This is a genomic window from Romboutsia sp. D33t1_170424_H2 (assembly GCF_015669105.1).
GTDB classification, from domain to species: Bacteria; Bacillota; Clostridia; order Peptostreptococcales; family Peptostreptococcaceae; genus Romboutsia_C; species Romboutsia_C hominis.
In genome coordinates this window covers 203,577-218,479 of sequence record NZ_JADOZQ010000004.1, presented here as the reverse complement: position 1 = coordinate 218,479, position 14,903 = coordinate 203,577, and the positions used below count along the sequence as shown (strand labels likewise).

Here is a 14,903-nt window from a genome sequence, read left to right as displayed (position 1 = left end):
GGGAGTACTATGACATTTAAATTAGAAAAAATACACAAAGCAGTAAACTGGAATAAAGAAGATGATGGATTTACTCAAGCCTTTTGGGAACAAAATGTAAAACAATTTTGGTTACCAGAGGAAATATCAGTTTCAAAAGATTTAAAAGTATTTAATGAATTAAATGAAAAAGAAAAAGAATTATATAAAAAAGTATTAGGTGGACTTACATTACTAGACACTAAGCAAGGAAATGATGGGGTACCATCTATGATGAGCCTTACAGATAACCTTCAAAGAAAAGCAGTATTATCATTTATGGGAACTATGGAAGAAATACATGCTAAAAGTTACTCATCTATATTTATGACACTGCTTTCTAATGATGAAATTGAAGAATTATTTAAATGGATAGAAAGTGAAGAAACACTTCAGAAAAAGGCGGACTTAGTACTAGCCCAATATAAAAATACAAAAGATGAAGAAAGTTTATATTTATCTATGGTAACAAGTGTATTCTTAGAAAGCTTTTTATTCTACTCAGGTTTTTTCTATCCACTATATCTAGCAGGCCAAGGTAAAATGGTTGCAAGTGGAGAAATAATATCTCTTATACTTAGAGATGAATCACTACATGGAAAGTATATAGGACTTCTTTCTCAAGAAATATATGAAAAGTTTGAAGAAGCTAAAAAAGAAGAATTAAAAGATAGAATGTACAAAATACTTGAAGATTTAATGGAAAATGAAATAAACTATACAAACACTATATACAAAGATAGCGGTCTTGAAAGTGAAGTTATAAATTTCTTAAAATACAATGCTAATAGGGCATTAGAGAATTTAGGGTTTAATGAATACTATAAAGTAAGTGAAATAAACCCAATAGTACTAAATGGACTAAGTACAGAAACCAAAAATCACGACTTTTTCTCGACTAAAGGTAATGGATATCAAAAAGGTGTATATGAAGAATTAAAAGATGAAGATTTCTTAATATAAAAAAATCACTTGGATAAAACCAAGTGATTTTTTAGTTTAATGTTTTATATTAGGTAAAAGCATTTTAATAATCTTATAAATCAAAAATAAATAATAATATCATTTAAATTTGATAAAAATATATAAGAAAGTTTAAGGAGGTATTAAAATGTCTAAAAAACCAGCAATAAGTAATGCTAAACAAGCTCTAAATCAAATGAAACTAGAAATAGCAAATGAACTAGGAATATCAAATAGTCATATAGATGGATCTAATGATACATCATATAAAAATTGACATATAGGTGGAAACTTAGGTGGTGTGATGAGTAGAAGATTAGTAGAAATGGGTGAAGAACAGCTACTAAGAGAATATAATAAAAAAAATAAATAATTAACAGGCATTGAGTTGAAAGTCAGTAAACAACTCAATGCTTTTTTTAGTAATTAAAACCATTTTAGTGTAAAAAGTTGACGAATTAAGTAGATGAAATTATAATGAAAGTACAAAGTATAACCACGATTAATAGGTAGGCTATATAAAGGAGATTAAGGATGAGTTCAGAGTTAGCAAGACTAAAAGAATTGTATGAAATATTTTTAGATATGGAAAAATATTCAGTATTATTACCAACAGAAAAGAGGCTTTCAGATTTCGTAAAGGTTACGTTAGACAAAGAACATGAAGTAGTGTATTTAAAAGAAGAAAAACAAGAAAGAAAGTTAAATTCAGATGGGTTTAAGATAAATTTAATTTGTATATTAGAAAGTGTAGAAGATTTTTTAGATAATTCTAATATTATTGATAGATTTAGTGAAGTTGAAGAAGGAAAACTTAGTGAAGAAGAATATATAAAGTATGCAGGTGGTATTTGCTTGGCTAGAGGTAAATATGATAAGATAATTTCAAAACTTTATGTTATATAAATATATATTATGCCTTTAAGTAGATGCTTAAGGGCTATTATTAAAAAAGACAGAATTTATTTCTGTCTTTTTTTAATAATAAACTGAAAAATAAAGCTATATAAAATTAATGACTAAGGAGCATGATTAAAGGGATAGTAATATTATTACTAAAAAAATATATTATATACATTTATGTTAAATAAGTAGTTAAATATTACAAATTTATAATAACTCTTGAAAAAATAATGACGTGTGAGTTAAGATGATTTTAAGAAAATAAAAAATAAGATTATAGATGCGGGTATAATGATTAGATTTAACTAAGGTTATAGGGATTTTGACATATAAAGATATTTATAAATAATAAATGAACAGAAGGAGCATATCATATGAGAAAATTATTTACAGAGTGGGCGATGGATATAGCCGAAGATAGTAAAGTTAGAAGTACGTGTGTTTCAAGACAAGTAGGAGCTGTAATTATAAAAGGAAAGCAAATTATAGCTACAGGTTATAATGGAAGTCCTGCTGGAACTATTCATTGTTCAGATATTGGCTATTGCGAGAGAAAAAAAAGAGGTATACCTTCAGGACAAGGCTTAGAACTATGTCGAGCTGGGCATGCTGAAGCAAATGCTATAATACAATGTGCTAAACATGGAATAAGCTGTGAAGGAGCTACATTGTATGCTACTACTCAACCTTGTGTATTTTGCTCAATATCTATTATTCAAGCAGGAATAAAAAAAGTAATATTTAAAGGAGAGTATCCTACAGGCTTAGGGCAGCAGCTATTTGAAGAAGCTGGAATAGAATACATTAAATATGAAGATGCATTAAAACAAGAGCAAGAAGAACAAGAAGCTAAACGTGAGAAAGAGAAGAAACGTGTTCAAGAATTCTTAAGTAAGCCAAGGAGCTATTAAAAGGCTAGGCTAAACAATTTAGCTTTTATAGAAAAATATATAATAATTCATTGTTTATTTATATTCAACAATGATTACTGTAAAAAGATATATTAAATATAAACAAAGCTACTTAACATATGTTAAGTAGCTTTGTTTATATTTAATAGTGTTGAGTTTAATATAATATTTTACCTTAAATACTTTCTATAGTAATATACAATCATAAAAAAAGCACCACATGAAGCATCTATTAAATCTATCATGGTATCTTTTAAACCGCCAGATTGCGTATTCATCTTAAATAAGACATCTAGTAAATATTCACATATTTCACAAATTGCTGATATGCCCATTGCAAAGAAGAAAAGAATCATACATATTAAAAGTTTATTATTTTTACTACTAATATTTTTTAGTATATTAAATCCAATTTTAACAGATATAAATCCAGACCAAAAATGAAGAAAATCATCATAAAATGGGATTATATCGTAAAGTCCATAACATGAACCTAGTAAAAAAGAAGATAATATAAAAATGTTTCCAATTATGTACAATGGGTAGTCAAGTATAGCTAAGTTTTTTAAATAAGCTTTAGTAAGCACAAAAGTAATTATAAGCGAAATTAAGCTAATTACGCTTTTTCCAAATTCTTTGTTAAATAGAAAAAATATTATAGATAAAATATAAATAATGTAAAGTAATATACTAAATTTTTTAATATCTTTATGTTTCATAGCAATTCCTACCTTCCATAATTATTATATTATTATGTGCATACGTATAAATAAAATGTAAGTTTAATTTATATAATTTAATTTAGCTGAAATATAAAAAAATAAATAGAAAAATAAATTATTTTGTTTTAAAACTTACTAATTTGGGTATATATGTATTAGAAATATTAGAAAAATAGTAAAAAATAGTATAATACAAATTAACAATAGGAGTGATGAGCATGAGTTTAGCAAAAAAAATAGAACAAAAGAAAAAAGCTAAAAAAGCAAAAGAAAGAAATAAAAAGATAAAAATAGCTACACTAGGTGTTGCAACAGGTGCTATAACAGGAATACTAGGTGGGGTTTTATTAGCTCCTAAGTCAGGAAAAGAAACTAGAGAAGATATAAAAAATACAGCTAAAGATATAAACACAAATGTAAGTGAAAAGGCTGCCAAAACAAAAGAAAAATTAACTACAAATGTAAATGAATCTAAGAGAAGAATAAAAGAGTATTTAGATAGTAAAAAGAAAGAAAATGAAGACGTAGTAGATACTAATGTTGTAGAATTATTACAAGCTCCACAAGAAGCTAAGGATAAAGAATAATTGCTATGGAGAATAACATTATGTACATAGATTTAAATGTAATATATATAATACTAGCATTATTAGGTATAGGTGCATTAATATTTTTAATAATAACTTTAAAAAATATTAATGAATTTATTAAAAATATCAATACAGTGGTATCAACAAATTCTGATGACATACATACAGTAGTAGGTAAATTACCTAATTTAGTTGATAATATCAGCGATATTAGTGAAAATGTAAAAGACGTTGCGGAAGTTGCAACAGATGTAACAGCAGATATAGTAGTGGCTAAAGAAAATGTAAAATCTAATGTTGAGATATTTACTGAAATATTAAATATATTAAAATCTGTATTTATTAATAAATAGTCATAAAAGTCATAATTAAATCATAATTTAATTATGACTTTTTTTATTTGCTAATATATCATAATAAATTAAGATGTATAAAAAATTAATATATATAATTTATAAGTAGATTTATTAGAATAATTAAAAAATAATATTGACAAAATTGTGAAAATTAACTATTATATAAATAATTAAATAATTCTTATCAAGAGTGGCGGAGGGACTGGCCCGACGAAGCCCAGCAACCAGTATTATTATACGGGTGCTAAATCCTGCAGCATAAGCTGAAAGATGAGAGTATAATTTTTGCTGTCAAAGCCTGAGTTATCTCAGGTTTTTTTTATTAAAAAATATCAGGTATATTTAAATAAATTAAAATTATACTCTTTAGAAGTTTTAATATAAAGGGAGGTATATTATGAAAGAAGAAGCAAAAAAAGGTAGTATATTAGGATTATTACCACTGGGTGTATTTTTAATAGTATTTTTAGGTAGCGGGGTAATAACTGGGGATTTTTATAAAATGCCAGCAATAGTAGCATTTATAATCGCAACTATAGTAGGATTTTCTCTTAATAGAAAAGTTAGTTTAGGAGAAAAGATAGAAGTATTTTGTAAAGGTGCAGGTAATATAGATATAATATCTATGATTATGATATTTATACTTGCAGGCTCTTTTTCAAGTGTAGCTAAGGCAATGGGAGGTGTTGACTCAACTGTTAATTTAAGTTTATCAATTCTTCCTCCTAATCTTTTAGTATCAGGGTTATTTGTAATAGGATGTTTTATATCTATATCTATGGGAACATCAATGGGAACAATAGCAGCACTTGGGCCAATAGGCATAGGAATTGCAGCTAAAACAGGAATACCAGCACCATTAGTAATAGGAGCTGTTGTAGGTGGAGCTATGTTTGGAGATAATTTATCTATGATATCAGACACTACAATAGCAGCAACCAAAACTCAAGGATGTGAATTAAAAGATAAATTTAGAGTAAATTTCTTAATAGTTTTACCAGCAGCTATTATAACTGCTATATTATTAGCTACTATAACATCAGGGTATAGTTTAGGTGGTAGCACAAGCTATAGATATGATTTTATAAAAGTTTTACCATATTTAGGAGTGTTATTAGGAGCTTTATGTGGAGTAAATGTATTTGTTTTACTTAGTTTTGGAGTAGTATTTGCAGGTGCAATAGGATTATTTACAAATTCATTTGGGTTATTTGGATTTATAGAAGCTATATCAGGTGGTATATCAGGAATGTATGAATTATGTCTACTTGTTATAATAATCGGAGGACTTGTAGAACTTATAAAATTAAATGGTGGAATAGACTTTATACTTAATTTTATAAGTAGTAAAATAAAAACTAAAAAAGGTGCAGAGTTTGGTATAGCAGCATTAGTAAGTATAGTAGATTTATGTACAGCAAACAACACTATAGCAATAGTAACAGCAGGGCCACTTGCAAAAGATATAGCTACAAAATTTGATATAGATAATAGAAAAACTGCAAGTATATTAGATATATTCTCATCTTGTTGGCAAGGCATAGTTCCATATGGTGCACAAGTATTAACAGCTGCAGGGATGGTAGGAATATCTCCTGTTGAATTAATTAAATATCTACATTATCCTTGGTTAATGTTAGCTTGTGGAATAATAGCTATAACATTTGGTATTCCAAACTTAAATAAAGTTAATAAAAGGAAAAAAGAAGTAGCTTAATGTAACTATAAAATTTTAGTTTCATATAATATAATAAAAGCAATACTGGAGGAGATTATGGCATTAGGTGACTATGATTTCTTAGTAGGAGTAGTATCGACTTTTATAATAACATCATCCTATGAAATATCAATATATACTATAAATCAAGCTCGATGTATAGTTAAATCATATAAGTATATGAAACATAATAATACTTAAAAAGTGAAGTTTTAAAACTTCACTTTTTTTACGCTTAAGGAAATTATGATATTTCAAAAATTAGTAGATAATTATTACAGTTAAGTAATACCAATCAGTTTAGCGAGTGTAAAAAATAAACTTAATATTTTTACATTCGTACAATAATAGTTAAATTAACTGAAATATCACATAAAGTTTATAATTAGCATAATTATAATAAATATTATTATGAGAAGGTGAAATATTATTTATGAATAGATACTATAGACAGATAGATTACAGCAAATTTGATAAAAATATGGAAGAGTTTGTAAATGAGAATCATATAAAAAGTGATACAGGCTATATTATAATTACATCTACTAAAGATAAACTTACCTATATATTAAAAAAAGTAGATTATAGATTTAAGGTACTGCACGTTTGGAGTAGCACTGTAGGAAAAAGCTCAACTCCTACAATAAAGGGTATATTTAAGTCAGGTATAAAGTATCCTGCTATAGGGGGAGAAAAAAGTTCAGCAAAATATGCAATGAATATAGTAGATGATTACTATTACCACTCAATACTATATGATCCTAAGGGACTTTATGTAATAGATGATAGACTTGGAGTAGCTATAAGTATGGGATGTATAAGATTAGCTACAGAAAATGCTAGATGGATGTATGATAATATACCTATTAATACTACTATAATAATAAAATAGTTATATAAAAATATAAATATCAAATAATAGTTATAAGAAATAAAAAGGAGATAATTTTATGATTAGCTTTGACCCTATTGAATGGATTGGATATTCAGCATCCTTATTTATAGTTATATCATTAACGATGACATCTATAGTAAAGCTTAGAATTATAAATTCTATAGGATGTTTTTTATTTGTAGTTTACGGATTATATGTAAAAGCATATCCTGTTGCCATATCTAATGCGCTTATAATTATTATAAATATATATAATTTATATAATATTTATAAATATAAAGAAAAAAATTAAATTACAAAATATTATTTAATAGCGTAGATATTTTATCTATGCTATTTTTTGTTAAAAGTAAATATTTTCTATATTAATAGATTAGATAAACTAAAATATTAAAAAGGTATAATATTTCAAATAACAATAGTGAGATAAAATATGTTTATTAACTAAGTAAATTGATATATTATATATAATAATAAAAATTATAATTAAAATAGAAAAGAGGACTAAATGTGAATAAAACAATAAGAGAGATTGATAAGGATATAAATAGATGTAAAAACTTAATTGAAGAAAATAACTATTTAGAAATAGTTATAGGATTAGAAGAACTAATAGATAAATATAATTCATGTATAGAAAATATAAAAAAATATGATGGTAGAGTATGGAATTACTCAAAATCTGATTTAGAAAAATTAATGAAAGAATTAGTAGGATACAAAAAAGAATTAAGTATAAGAGAATATAAAAAGGAATTAACTAAATTAGTAGATTCTTCAATAGATTATATTAAAAATCATGATACACTAAATAAAAGTAAAAAAATAAATATTATAGAAGTAATAAGAGATCTTCATAATATAAGCAATGAAGATCTAGGTAAAGAAAAGCTTTGGGAAGAGTTAAGAATATATATAAGGTTAGCAAGTGATGAAGATATAGAAGTAGGGAGTAAGTTGATATCTATTATTAACTATGTATTAGATTTTGACAAAGCTAAAAACTTAGTTCAATAATTACAAATAAATTAAACTAAGATAATATATTAAAATAAATTTATACTTTAGAATTATCTGTATATGATACATTATACAAATCATTTCTACGATGCTTTAATAAAGGTAGTTGATTTCTTATTTTTTCAACATATGAAAAGTCGATATCTGCTATAAAGTAGCCCTCTTTTTCATCTAATCTATTTAATACTTCCCCAAATGGAGAAACTAAAATAGAGTTTCCATAAGATATATAAGAAGAATTATTGTTTCGGGAAGAAGAACATCCTATTGTATAAACTTGATTATCAACAGCTCTAGATTTAAATAGTAGCTCCCAATGAATAGGTCCTGTAGTCATGTTGAATGATGCAGGAACTATTATAGCCTTAGCGCCTTTATCAACCATTATTTTGCATATCTCAAAAAATCTAAAATCATAGCAAATACAAAGACCAATTTTTCCAAATTCAGTATCAAATACTGTAACATCATTTCCAGATGATAATGTATCAGATTCTAAAAATTTTTGGCCAGCATCTATAGAAATATCAAATAGATGTATTTTTCTATGTTTTGCTATCTTATTTCCACATCGATCAAAAACATAAGAAGTATTATATATTTTACTATTATCTTTTTCAGGAATGGATCCAGCTACCAAATATATATTATATTTTTTAGCTATATCAGATAAAATATTATAAAGATTTCCTCCTTCTACCTCACAATAAACAGGAAAATTCTTATTATCATAAGGGCAGCAAAACATTTCTGGAAGTATAACTAAATCTATTTTAGATTTATTAATGGCTAAATTTATATATCTCTCTATAGTGGATATATTCTTTAATTTATTAGAATTAACATCTATTTGTATAACTAAAGTTTTTATAAAAATCACCTCAATTTAATTAAATCTAGTATAAGATATTTATATTTTAATAGTAGTTTATCTATACAAACATTGCATTAAAAAAATGAAAATATATGAAATCAACTTATAAAGTAACAAATAAAATAATGGACACATATTATATAAAGAATGAACATTGTCATCAAGGGGGATTTAAAATGGATTGTTTACAAATAAAAGAAGGAAAATCTTTAGTTAGAGTATTTCAGGCCGCTCCACAAATCGGTAAAGTAGACATTTATATTGATGGGGCACTTGTATTTAGCGGATTAGATTTTATGGAATTTACAGAGTATGTAGAGTTAGAAGAAGGAGAACATACAGTAGGTATATACTTATCTGGAACTACTGAAAATCCAGTTATAAATCAAATGCTTGAAGTAGATGAAGGGCAAATGTATACCGTAGCAGTGACAGGGAATATAGGGGATTTATCTTTATTAGTTATAAAAGACTATTCAGAAAAACAACCATCAAGCGAATATTCTACATTTAGAGTTATACATTTTTCACCAAATGCACCAGCAGTAGATATACTAGTAAATGGAGAGACATTCTTTGAAGATATCGGATTTAGAGAGGGAACTAGTTATGTAGATGTAAACCCAGGAACGTATAATGTAAAATTAGTAGTAAGTGAAAGTAAAGATGTAGTTTTTCCGTTAAGGGTTAAATTAAATCCAGATAGAATATATACTATATATGCAATTGGTCAATTAGGTAGTTTAGGTGTTATACAATCAGTTGATGGGAATACTTATTTATGTAAAGAAGCTTAATTTATATTAAATACTAAAATATAAGAGAAGCATACCTTTGAACATATTAACAGTTTAATGGTATGCTTTTCTTATATTTAATGGTATGCTTAATTTATAATTGATAGAATAAATTTAGTAATAAAAAATATAATAAATAATATCAAAATAAAAATATAATCTACAAAAAAATAATAAATAACAATAAATTTTGACATCATATTGTAGTTAATGTAATATATTGAGAGATAATAATATAGATAAAAATTATTATGGAATAATATACAGGGGTGAAGTAAATGAAAATAATGACAGTATTTGGGACTAGGCCTGAAGCCATAAAAATGGCACCTTTAGTTAAAGAGTTGGAGTCTAGAGATAATATAGAGTCTATAGTTTGTGTAACAGCACAACATAGAGAAATGTTAGATCAAGTACTAGACGTATTTAACATAAAGGTTAATTATGATTTAAATATTATGAAGTCAAATCAATCTTTGTCTCAAATAAGCACGAATATAATGAATGGGTTAGATAAAGTTATAAAAGAAGTAAAGCCAGATATAATACTTGTACATGGAGATACAACTACAACGTTTATATCATCCTTAGTTGCTTTTTATAATCAAGTTAAAGTAGGTCATGTAGAGGCAGGTTTAAGAACCTATAATAAATATTCTCCTTTTCCAGAAGAGTTAAATAGACAGTTAACATCTGTTATAGCTGATATACACTTTGCACCAACAGAAAAATCAAAGGATAATTTGATAAAAGAAGGAAAAAATCCTGAAAAAATATATATAACTGGAAATACTGCAATAGATGCATTAAAAACCACTATAGATAAGGAATACAAAAGTGAAATAACTGACAAAATAGGAAAAAACAGAATGATACTTTTAACATGCCACAGAAGAGAAAATCTAGGTAGCAATATGAAGAATATATTTAAAGCAGTAAATAAAATATCTATGGAATTTGATGATGTAGAAATAGTGTATCCAATACATTTTAATCCTCAAATAAGAGATTTAGTTAAAGAAGAATTCAAAGGTAATAAAAAGGTACATGTAATAGAACCTTTAAGTGTAGTTGAATTTCATAATTTATTAAATAAGTCATATCTAATACTAACAGATAGTGGAGGCATACAAGAAGAAGCTCCATTTCTTGGAAAGCCAGTTCTTGTATTGAGAGAAACTACCGAAAGACCAGAAGGGATTAAGGCTAAAACTTTAAAATTAGTAGGTACAAATGAAGAGAACATATATAAATACACAAAGGAATTACTAACTAACAAAAAATTATATAATGAGATGTCAGAGGCTTCAAATCCTTATGGAGATGGGCTTGCAAGCAAATACATTGTCGATATTATTGAAAAAATATATCAAAATTAAATTAAATCAGAAGAATGAATAAAAGAAAGTAGTGAAAATATGAATAGAATTTCCAAGAAGATAGATGGATATTTTTTAGGACTAATATTAGAGTTATTTATAATCACCATGTTATTTGTATTTGATATTAAATTTCAAACACAAAATTTAAGTTTTATAATGTTTTGTATAACATTTTTTACTATAATTATGACTTACACAGGGGGAATAATTATAGGGCTTATAGCAACATCAGTTTCTATATTTATATATGCAGCATATATATTTTATATAAATCTAACGAAAAATGTAGAAATAACATATATGTCTTATATATGGATGATATTTATGCCAATAATATCTTATACAACAGGAAAGTTTACAAATAGTATAAATAATCTTCAACAATCAAATCTTAAGCTAGAAAATGAATATAAAAATTTGGTTACTATACATGAGGATACAGGATTATTTAATATAAAAGCATTTTATATGAATCTAGAAAGAGAGATGAGTAAGGCTAAAAGGCATGAAACTCAATTATCTTTAATGCTTATAAACTTACCATACTATAAAGAAATAAAGAACATACTTGGGGAAGTTAAAACTAACAAACTAATGAAAGATATAAGCAATATAGTTGTAAAGTCTACAAGAATAGAAGATGAAAGATACACGATAGAAAATGATACTATAGCTATAATAATGCCAAATACAGATGAATTTGGTGCTAATATAGTAAAAGAAAGAATAAAAACAGGTATAGATGAACTTAGTCTAAGCTTGAAAAATAATAAAAATTACATAAATATAGACACAAAAATAGCAGCAGTAGAGTATAAAAAAAATATAAAGTCTCCTATTGAATATAAAACATATGTACAAGAGGAATTACAATATGATGTTTAAAAAAAAATTTATAATAGAAATAACTATTATAATTAGTATAATTTTAGCAAGTTCAAGTGGAATTTATAGTGAAAATAATAGCAATAAAAAATCTCTTATAGTTTATGAAACTAAAACTAAATTTAAGTCTAATGTTAATACAGTAAATCACCTTAATGAGCTACTATACGTATTTAATAATAAAGTGGACAATATTAATATAAATGATTATAAAAAAGGATGTTTAAATAATTATGACTATGTCTTTGTTATAAATATAAACAATAATATAGAGAATAAAATATTTTTAGAAGATATTAATAATTACAATAAACGTATATACTGGATAGGGGATAAAATTGCAAATTTACTAGAGTATAATAATAAATATTCAATAAAGTACATATATAAAAATAATAATATAACAAGATTAAACTATAAAGGAGACGATATAGTATTAGAAAATGAAAGTGATTACAACATAATACAACCAAGTAGTAAAAGTAATATTATTGCTACTATGAGTGATGGATATAACACATACCCATATATATTGCAAGATAAAAATTTGTATTATATATCTGATTGGAACATGTATGAATCTTATATATTTGAAGATACGTTAAATGATTTCTTTGAACGAACTTCTTTTGAAGAAAGTAAAATATTTGTAAAAATAGAAGATGTAAATCCTCTTAGTGACACAAAAAAATTAGAGGATTTAGCTAATTATTTATATGAAGAAAATATACCATTCATAATATCTTTAACACCTACTTATCGAGATAAGAGTATTAAAGAATTAATCACTCTAGATGAAAATTTTATAAATACTATAAAATATATGCAAGATAAAGGTGGTAGTGTTATATTAAATGGATACTATCATAATAGAAAAGAAAAATCAGATGAAGATGAGTATGAATTTTTTAATAAAGAGATATTAAATAGTAAAAGTGAAGATATAAATATATATATTAAAAATAGGTTATTAAGTGGACTAAGATTATGTATAGAAAATGATATATACCCATTGGGATTTGAAGTACAAAAATATGCTATGATTCAAGATGGGTATAAAGAAATCAAAAAATACATATCTACATATATGGGGAGATACCAAAATAATAGTGAAATTTTTAATATGAGTACATTTCCATATATAATAAAAGATAGTAAAAATTTTAATACACTAATACCGGAAAATTTAGGATATATAGCTAAAGATGACAAATTAGCGGTAGATAAAATAAAATATAATTATTATAAACTATCTATGGTAAGAGGTCATACTGGAGGATTTTTCTTCCATACAGATGTAGACACAAACTATTTAAAAGAGTGTATAGAATATCTTAAATCTAAAAATGTAAGCTTTTTAGATTTAAAAAAAGAAAACATCTATATAAATATAGATGATATAAAAATAGAATCAAATAACAAGAATATAATAACAAGTTATGATAAGTCTAAATCTATAAGAAAACACAATGATTTAGTGTTTAATAAGTCTATAAATAAGTTAAATGATATAGTTGTAAAGTTTGTTGTTGTAGTATTGCTAATATTTATATTAATCTTTATAGTATTTAAGATTATAAATAGACGAAAGTTTACAAGGAGATAATTATGATAGGTTTAGTAGATTATATATTTTTAATTTCCTTATCATCTATATGGGCTATACTCTTAACAAATATAATACTAGCTATAAGTGGATATATATATTATTTAAAGAGTCTTAAATTTAAAGATGAAAAATTAAAAGAGTACCCTTTTGTATCAATACTAGTACCAGCACATAATGAAGGAAAGGTAATTGGCAAAACTGTAGAATCTTTATTACTACTAGATTATCCTATAGATAAAATGGAACTTATCGTTATAAATGATAATTCTAGTGATAATTCCAAGGAAATATTAGAAAATATAAAAAATAGATATAGAAATTATAATTTTACCATCATAAATACGGATAATATAACAGGTGGTAAAGGAAAATCAAATGCACTAAATATAGGATATCAAATATCTAAGGGAGAATATATTGCAATATATGATGCTGACAATACACCAGAAAAAACTGCACTAAGATATTTGATACAAACCATCGTTAAAGATGAAAAACTAGGGGCTGTTATAGGAAAATTTAGAACTAGAAACAAGCATAAAAACATATTAACTAAGTTTATAAATATAGAAACTCTAAGTTTTCAATGGATAGCTCAAGCAGGTAGAAAACAATTATTAGGTCTTTGTACTATACCAGGCACTAATTTTGTACTTAGAAGAAGTACTATAGAAAAATTAGGAGGATGGGACACAAAGGCAATAGCAGAGGATACAGAAATAAGTTTTAGGATTTATAAAATGGGACAAAGAATAACATATGTCCCTCAATCAGTAACCTGGGAGCAAGAACCAGAAACTGTAAATGTATGGATAAAGCAACGAACAAGATGGGTAAAGGGAAATATATATGTATTAGTTAAGTATATTACTAATTTATTTAAGGGCAAACAAAATAGAGTGCTGTTTGATATACTATACTTCTTTTCAGTATATTTTCTATTTTTAACATCTGTTGTATTATCAGATATAATATTTATTTTAGGAATATTTAAAATAGTAACTATAAATATCCCATTTGATTTTTTTACTATATGGATACTATCATATATACTATTTGTAATACAGGTATCTATAACACTTAGTATGGAAAAGGGAGAGAGTAATTTAAGCAATATATTTTTAGTTGGGCTTATGTATTTTACATATTCTCAAATGTGGCTATTTGTTGCTATAAAAGGAATGGTTGGGTATTTTTCTGACGCTATACACAAAAGAGAAGTTAAGTGGTATAAAACCGAACGATTTTAGGAGAAAATAAA

18 protein-coding genes and 1 riboswitch are annotated in these 14,903 nt (G+C 25.4%); of the genes, 16 read left to right on the top strand and 2 right to left on the bottom strand.

The window, feature by feature from the left end:
* The first annotated feature begins 9 nt into the window (after window positions 1-9).
* From nrdF to I4U66_RS07140, 4 genes are all read left to right on the top strand, one after another.
* Window positions 10-981 carry a class 1b ribonucleoside-diphosphate reductase subunit beta gene (gene nrdF / locus I4U66_RS07155; protein WP_166505635.1) on the top strand — a complete coding sequence of 324 codons (972 nt, stop codon included), beginning with the start codon at window positions 10-12 and terminating at the stop codon, window positions 979-981.
* 148 nt (window positions 982-1,129) lie between these two features.
* Window positions 1,130-1,258 carry a small, acid-soluble spore protein, alpha/beta type gene (locus tag I4U66_RS14940; RefSeq protein ID WP_330615410.1) on the top strand — a complete coding sequence of 43 codons (129 nt, stop codon included), beginning with the start codon at window positions 1,130-1,132 and terminating at the stop codon, window positions 1,256-1,258.
* A gap of 257 nt (window positions 1,259-1,515) precedes the next feature.
* Window positions 1,516-1,887 (top strand): hypothetical protein, encoded by a 372-nt coding sequence (locus I4U66_RS07145; RefSeq protein ID WP_092925186.1) that lies wholly within the window; start codon window positions 1,516-1,518, stop codon window positions 1,885-1,887.
* A 371-nt stretch (window positions 1,888-2,258) separates the two neighbouring features.
* Complete coding sequence (locus tag I4U66_RS07140; protein WP_092925188.1) at window positions 2,259-2,795, top strand: deoxycytidylate deaminase; 537 nt, start codon at window positions 2,259-2,261, stop codon at window positions 2,793-2,795.
* Window positions 2,796-2,965: 170 nt separating this feature from the next.
* Here the strand turns inward: I4U66_RS07140 and I4U66_RS07135 are convergent, their stop codons facing one another.
* The gene (locus I4U66_RS07135) at window positions 2,966-3,514 is read right to left on the bottom strand and encodes a hypothetical protein (protein ID WP_195928653.1); all 549 of its coding nucleotides are present in this window, start codon (window positions 3,512-3,514) and stop codon (window positions 2,966-2,968) included.
* Window positions 3,515-3,735: 221 nt separating this feature from the next.
* Between I4U66_RS07135 and I4U66_RS07130 the strand changes: the two genes are divergently transcribed.
* From I4U66_RS07130 to I4U66_RS07100, 7 genes are all read left to right on the top strand, one after another.
* Complete coding sequence (locus tag I4U66_RS07130) at window positions 3,736-4,104, top strand: YtxH domain-containing protein (protein WP_240275736.1); 369 nt, start codon at window positions 3,736-3,738, stop codon at window positions 4,102-4,104.
* Window positions 4,105-4,124: 20 nt separating this feature from the next.
* On the top strand, window positions 4,125-4,460 hold the full coding sequence (locus I4U66_RS07125; RefSeq protein WP_092925194.1) for a hypothetical protein: 336 nt from the start codon (window positions 4,125-4,127) through the stop codon (window positions 4,458-4,460).
* A 181-nt stretch (window positions 4,461-4,641) separates the two neighbouring features.
* A riboswitch (SAM riboswitch) is annotated at window positions 4,642-4,740 on the top strand.
* 120 nt (window positions 4,741-4,860) lie between these two features.
* Entirely contained in the window at window positions 4,861-6,180 is a 1,320-nt protein-coding gene (locus tag I4U66_RS07120; RefSeq protein ID WP_092925196.1) for a Na+/H+ antiporter NhaC family protein, read from the top strand.
* A 57-nt stretch (window positions 6,181-6,237) separates the two neighbouring features.
* Window positions 6,238-6,381 (top strand): hypothetical protein, encoded by a 144-nt coding sequence (locus tag I4U66_RS07115; RefSeq protein WP_166505632.1) that lies wholly within the window; start codon window positions 6,238-6,240, stop codon window positions 6,379-6,381.
* 232 nt (window positions 6,382-6,613) lie between these two features.
* Window positions 6,614-7,072 (top strand): L,D-transpeptidase family protein, encoded by a 459-nt coding sequence (locus tag I4U66_RS07110; RefSeq protein ID WP_092925198.1) that lies wholly within the window; start codon window positions 6,614-6,616, stop codon window positions 7,070-7,072.
* A gap of 58 nt (window positions 7,073-7,130) precedes the next feature.
* Entirely contained in the window at window positions 7,131-7,367 is a 237-nt protein-coding gene (locus I4U66_RS07105; protein ID WP_166505631.1) for a YgjV family protein, read from the top strand.
* A gap of 218 nt (window positions 7,368-7,585) precedes the next feature.
* On the top strand, window positions 7,586-8,092 hold the full coding sequence (locus tag I4U66_RS07100; protein ID WP_166505630.1) for a hypothetical protein: 507 nt from the start codon (window positions 7,586-7,588) through the stop codon (window positions 8,090-8,092).
* A gap of 40 nt (window positions 8,093-8,132) precedes the next feature.
* Here I4U66_RS07100 and I4U66_RS07095 read toward each other — a convergent pair whose 3' ends face one another.
* The gene (locus I4U66_RS07095) at window positions 8,133-8,975 is read right to left on the bottom strand and encodes a carbon-nitrogen hydrolase family protein (protein ID WP_195581602.1); all 843 of its coding nucleotides are present in this window, start codon (window positions 8,973-8,975) and stop codon (window positions 8,133-8,135) included.
* Between the two features lie 170 nt (window positions 8,976-9,145).
* Here I4U66_RS07095 and I4U66_RS07090 point away from each other — a divergent pair, with 170 nt between their 5' ends.
* The 5 genes from I4U66_RS07090 to I4U66_RS07070 all read left to right on the top strand — a co-directional run bounded on the left by I4U66_RS07090 (window position 9,146) and on the right by I4U66_RS07070 (window position 14,892).
* Window positions 9,146-9,766, top strand: coding sequence for a DUF4397 domain-containing protein (locus I4U66_RS07090; RefSeq protein ID WP_195928652.1), 621 nt, complete (start codon window positions 9,146-9,148; stop codon window positions 9,764-9,766).
* A 278-nt stretch (window positions 9,767-10,044) separates the two neighbouring features.
* Window positions 10,045-11,145: a non-hydrolyzing UDP-N-acetylglucosamine 2-epimerase gene (gene wecB / locus I4U66_RS07085; RefSeq protein ID WP_195928651.1), complete on the top strand. Its 1,101-nt coding sequence runs from the start codon at window positions 10,045-10,047 to the stop codon at window positions 11,143-11,145.
* A gap of 39 nt (window positions 11,146-11,184) precedes the next feature.
* Window positions 11,185-12,033 carry a diguanylate cyclase domain-containing protein gene (locus I4U66_RS07080; RefSeq protein ID WP_092925208.1) on the top strand — a complete coding sequence of 283 codons (849 nt, stop codon included), beginning with the start codon at window positions 11,185-11,187 and terminating at the stop codon, window positions 12,031-12,033.
* Window positions 12,023-13,639 (top strand): DUF2334 domain-containing protein, encoded by a 1,617-nt coding sequence (locus I4U66_RS07075; RefSeq protein ID WP_195928650.1) that lies wholly within the window; start codon window positions 12,023-12,025, stop codon window positions 13,637-13,639. The genes I4U66_RS07080 and I4U66_RS07075 overlap by 11 nt, the downstream gene beginning before the upstream one ends.
* Before the next feature lie 2 nt (window positions 13,640-13,641).
* A complete protein-coding gene (locus tag I4U66_RS07070) occupies window positions 13,642-14,892 on the top strand; it encodes a glycosyltransferase (protein ID WP_195928649.1) in 1,251 nt (416 codons plus the stop codon).
* The last annotated feature ends 11 nt before the right edge of the window (window positions 14,893-14,903 follow it).

Excerpts from the sequence above, each read along its gene's own strand:
- nrdF (WP_166505635.1), top strand. The coding sequence starts at position 10 with ATGACATTTAAATTAGAAAAAATACACAAAGCAGTAAACTGGAATAAA.
- I4U66_RS14940 (WP_330615410.1), top strand. The coding sequence starts at position 1,130 with ATGTCTAAAAAACCAGCAATAAGTAATGCTAAACAAGCTCTAAATCAA.
- I4U66_RS07145 (WP_092925186.1), top strand. The coding sequence starts at position 1,516 with ATGAGTTCAGAGTTAGCAAGACTAAAAGAATTGTATGAAATATTTTTA.
- I4U66_RS07140 (WP_092925188.1), top strand. The coding sequence starts at position 2,259 with ATGAGAAAATTATTTACAGAGTGGGCGATGGATATAGCCGAAGATAGT.
- I4U66_RS07135 (WP_195928653.1), bottom strand. The coding sequence starts at position 3,514 with ATGAAACATAAAGATATTAAAAAATTTAGTATATTACTTTACATTATT.
- I4U66_RS07130 (WP_240275736.1), top strand. The coding sequence starts at position 3,736 with ATGAGTTTAGCAAAAAAAATAGAACAAAAGAAAAAAGCTAAAAAAGCA.
- I4U66_RS07125 (WP_092925194.1), top strand. The coding sequence starts at position 4,125 with ATGTACATAGATTTAAATGTAATATATATAATACTAGCATTATTAGGT.
- I4U66_RS07120 (WP_092925196.1), top strand. The coding sequence starts at position 4,861 with ATGAAAGAAGAAGCAAAAAAAGGTAGTATATTAGGATTATTACCACTG.
- I4U66_RS07115 (WP_166505632.1), top strand. The coding sequence starts at position 6,238 with ATGGCATTAGGTGACTATGATTTCTTAGTAGGAGTAGTATCGACTTTT.
- I4U66_RS07110 (WP_092925198.1), top strand. The coding sequence starts at position 6,614 with ATGAATAGATACTATAGACAGATAGATTACAGCAAATTTGATAAAAAT.
- I4U66_RS07105 (WP_166505631.1), top strand. The coding sequence starts at position 7,131 with ATGATTAGCTTTGACCCTATTGAATGGATTGGATATTCAGCATCCTTA.
- I4U66_RS07090 (WP_195928652.1), top strand. The coding sequence starts at position 9,146 with ATGGATTGTTTACAAATAAAAGAAGGAAAATCTTTAGTTAGAGTATTT.
- wecB (WP_195928651.1), top strand. The coding sequence starts at position 10,045 with ATGAAAATAATGACAGTATTTGGGACTAGGCCTGAAGCCATAAAAATG.
- I4U66_RS07080 (WP_092925208.1), top strand. The coding sequence starts at position 11,185 with ATGAATAGAATTTCCAAGAAGATAGATGGATATTTTTTAGGACTAATA.
- I4U66_RS07075 (WP_195928650.1), top strand. The coding sequence starts at position 12,023 with ATGATGTTTAAAAAAAAATTTATAATAGAAATAACTATTATAATTAGT.
- I4U66_RS07070 (WP_195928649.1), top strand. The coding sequence starts at position 13,642 with ATGATAGGTTTAGTAGATTATATATTTTTAATTTCCTTATCATCTATA.